A 3,635-nucleotide genomic window follows, 5' to 3' on the forward strand; every position below is an offset into this window, starting at 1 on the left:
AGGCCAGTTGCCGAATCGATGATCTGGTGTTTATCGCCCAGCGGCAAATTCCGCCTGAGTTCGACACGATTCCTTATCGCGACCTCGGTTCCGAATTACCTCGCCAGCGAGTGGAGATTGACATCGACACCGACCATGAACTGTCGATCGGCGGAACGAGCGAACTGCAGCGTGGGCGTTGGTTCCGCATGCATGAAACGCCAGGTGTCGTGGATCAGTCATTTGAGCGTTGGGCTGCGGAGCGAAATTTCTTGCCGGGACGTGGTGCGTTCAAGTTCAACCCCGGAATCACGCGTGCCTGGGGAAACTGGGAGCCGCTCAAAGAGAGAGCGGATCAACCGGGTGCCGCCGATTTGTCGTTCTTCGATCAATACGACGCCGGTCAGAGACACCGAAATACAATTGCCGAGTTCAAAACGATTCCCTTTGCGTATTGTTTCAACGATTGGCCTGATTTCATGTCCGTACCACTGGTCGGGCGAGGGACGCCCAAGGTCGAGCATTTCGATGATGCGGCGGAACTTGCAGCCGCCTACGTCGAAGACCAAATCAAAGACGGCGGATTCACGGCTGAGTGGTGGGAAGTCAAGAACGAAAGCAGCGTCCAGTCCGAGTGGGCTCATCACTGGCAGGAAAAGCAAGGCATCGACGGCTGGGGGCTGCTCGCGGACTTTCACAATCGCGTTGCCGACGCGGTCCATCGGCGCGCCGGGGACGTGAAGGTCGGAGGCCCGTCGTCGGCTTACATGCAACTACAAGTCAAAGACTTTGAACTGTATCGAAATCAGGCTCGGTTTATCGAAGAGACACGCGGCCACCTCGATTTCTTCTCGCACCACTTTTACGAAAACGCGCTGATGCTGGGCGCATACGAGCGTCGCGGAACCGGCTATTCCAATTATCTGCTGGGCCGATATGAAGCGATCCTCGACATGCTGCGGGCCCACATGCACAAGGCCGACAACGTGCTGCCCATCCTGATTACCGAGTGTGGCTCACTGCAGAATGGTCGGCAGCCGTCCGACAATTGGCTGCGATTGCTCGCGTGGAATGCGTATCTGACCAAGTCGATGCAGCGGCCGGACCAGATTGATCTGTTTGTGCCGTTCATCTTTTTGCATATGTCGTGGAATCCGTACAGCGGCGACGCGGCGTTTACGCCGAAGGAAGATCGAACCCGGCACAAGACCATCGACGACTTCGAGCCCACGACGATTGCCAATTACTTTGAACTGTGGCGGGATTTCGACGGTCGACGTCTGCCGGTGGAATTCAATCGCCGATGGATGGATGTGGTTGCGGTGCATGATGGCAGCCGCATTTCGATTGCAGTGACCAACATGGGTGGCCGACAGATTGCCGTCGATCTATCGGGCGTCGCAGAACGAATGGGCGCGGTTGGAGCGACTCAAACGCGGCTGAATTACCACCAGGGCGAAGTCGTGTTTGAGCCGGAGCACGATGTCGACGCGGCGGCGATTCCGGTCGACGTGAATGAGACCACGGTTGTCCGTCTGAAGCTGGATCAGGAACTCACTCCGGCAAAGCAGCTGGTGATGCAGCGTCACTACGCGACGGCAACTGCCGTGAAGAGTCAGGGAGATCCGGTGACGTTCGATGTGAAGATCGGTGAAGCGAACGAGCTTGCATCGGCGAGGGTTGTCATCGGCGTTCACCGTGGCGGCGGCCTCACTCAACCACTCTCCGTCGGAATCAATGGAACGCCGGTCGCGATCGATGTCGGGGACGCTGCCGAGTTCAGCGAGTTCTTCGCGCCCTTGGATGTGCAGGTGGATCCATCGATGATTCGCGGCGAAAATCGGGTGCAAATCACCGCACAGCCCGGCACGACGATCACGTCCGTGCAGCTCGTCACCTTTGTCGCGAAGTGATGGCGCTGGGCACGGGGGCAGGGAACGCTGCGAAGCATCTGTTTTCTGCAATTGACGAGGTGATTGGAGGGGGAGTGACCCGCCGCTAAAAAATGCTTCACAGCGTAGGGGGGCAGGGTTATGGTAAACTGGCCAGTCCCATGAACCCCTACACACCTCCAACCGAAACCGATCATCGAGATCCTCCTTCGCCGGATCAATCTCCGATCGCCTGGGCGGGGATGGCGCTCACGATCGCCATCTTTTCCGTTTACTTCGTGGCACTAATCGCAGGGTGACGCGTCATGACTCTCCACACCTCGACCAGTAAACTAGCTAAGAAGAATCGAAAACGGCCGGACAAGCGGAATCGGCGACATCGGAAGGCGTCCGGACCCCGTTTGATGAAACCAGTGATGTGGGTCTTGGGACTTCTGATCGGTCTGGGCGTGATTCAAGCTTTGATCGTCCTCGTGAAAAGCCACTGAATGGTTTCGGTGGCATCGATCGCTGACGGCAGACAACAGATCCACCTACCGGACCCAACCGAAGCGTCCTAAGAAGTGAGATCGACGCCATCGGTCGCCAGTCGAGCGTTAAGCCGAGCGTCGTTTGGGGCGTGGTGTGTCGCTGATCGAGTCGACATCGGCGTGGCGGATGGCCGGTTGGGTCGGCTGCGTTTTTGCCAGCAGGTTGCGCTCGCGAAGGTTGCTGCGGACCGTTTCCAGCAATGCCCGTTGCACTTGCTTGGCGTCGTGCTGGCCTTCCGTCCAAACGTGCAACTCATAACGTTGCGTTTTCTTGGCGATGCAGACCAACGTGACTTGGGGACCGGGAGACTGCAACACCTCTCGTTCCGCGGATGCCCATTCGCCGATCATGCGTCCGATGTCGATTGGGCGTTCTTCGCGTCGCACGGTGACTTCGATCGCGACCGTGGTCAATTTCCCGGCACCACGCCAATTGGTGACTTCGTCGCTGAGGAATTTTCGGTTGGGAATCTGCAACTCGCGACCTTCATCGTCGGCAAGGATGGTGGTGCGCAGGGTTTGACTGGCGATCCGTCCGGTCAGTCGTCCGACCGTGACGCGATCACCGACGTTGACCGGTCGCGCGAACAGAACGACCAAGCCGCCCAAGACATTGCGCACCATGTCTTGCAGCCCAAAGCCGATGCCGATCGTGATCCCGACCATCAACCATTGGATCGTCACCCAGCGGACGCCGATCAATCGGCAGGCGACGAAGCAGCCGATCGCGAACAGGATGCACCGTCCTAGCACCAAAATCAGATGCTCCATGCCTTCGTCATAGTCCACGCGTTGCAGCACCAGGGCGTCGAACAAATTCGGCAACAAACGCGAAATGTGAATCGCGACAAATAAGATCGCGGCGGCCCAAACCACGTTCAACAGCGTGACGGGAGTGGCTTGCAGCACCGAGCTTGCCACCGTTTGACCCTGGCCGTCATCGGCGTAATGGGTCACCGTATCTTGGACGGTCCACAAAACGGGATTCGCCAGACTCATGTTCGGAATCACGTCCACCCACAAGGCGACGAAGCACGAGACCAACGCAACGCCGGCGACACATTGACCCAAGAAACCGATTTGGTGCTTTAACACGACGTGTGTTTCATTGACCTCCTCCGCGACTTCGGGCTCTTCGATCAATCCGTACTCGTCGTACCTGGGTTCGACTTTGGGTTGAGTCAGGTTGCGCCAAATCTGTTGGAACCCGAGTTGGCCGATCTTCCAGACCACG

2 protein-coding genes are annotated in these 3,635 nt (G+C 57.8%); one reads left to right on the top strand and one right to left on the bottom strand.

Annotated features, from left to right (window positions below):
• On the top strand, window positions 1–1,892 hold a 1,892-nt coding region (locus ABX749_RS25935; RefSeq protein ID WP_372898559.1), incomplete at its 5' end, for a beta-agarase.
• Window positions 1,893–2,467: 575 nt separating this feature from the next.
• Here the strand turns inward: ABX749_RS25935 and ABX749_RS25940 are convergent.
• On the bottom strand, window positions 2,468–3,635 hold a 1,168-nt coding region (locus tag ABX749_RS25940), incomplete at its 5' end, for a mechanosensitive ion channel family protein (RefSeq protein WP_372898560.1).

Origin of the sequence: Stieleria sp. (assembly GCF_041595215.1) — a bacterium.
Classification (GTDB): Bacteria; Planctomycetota; Planctomycetia; order Pirellulales; family Pirellulaceae; genus Stieleria; species Stieleria magnilauensis.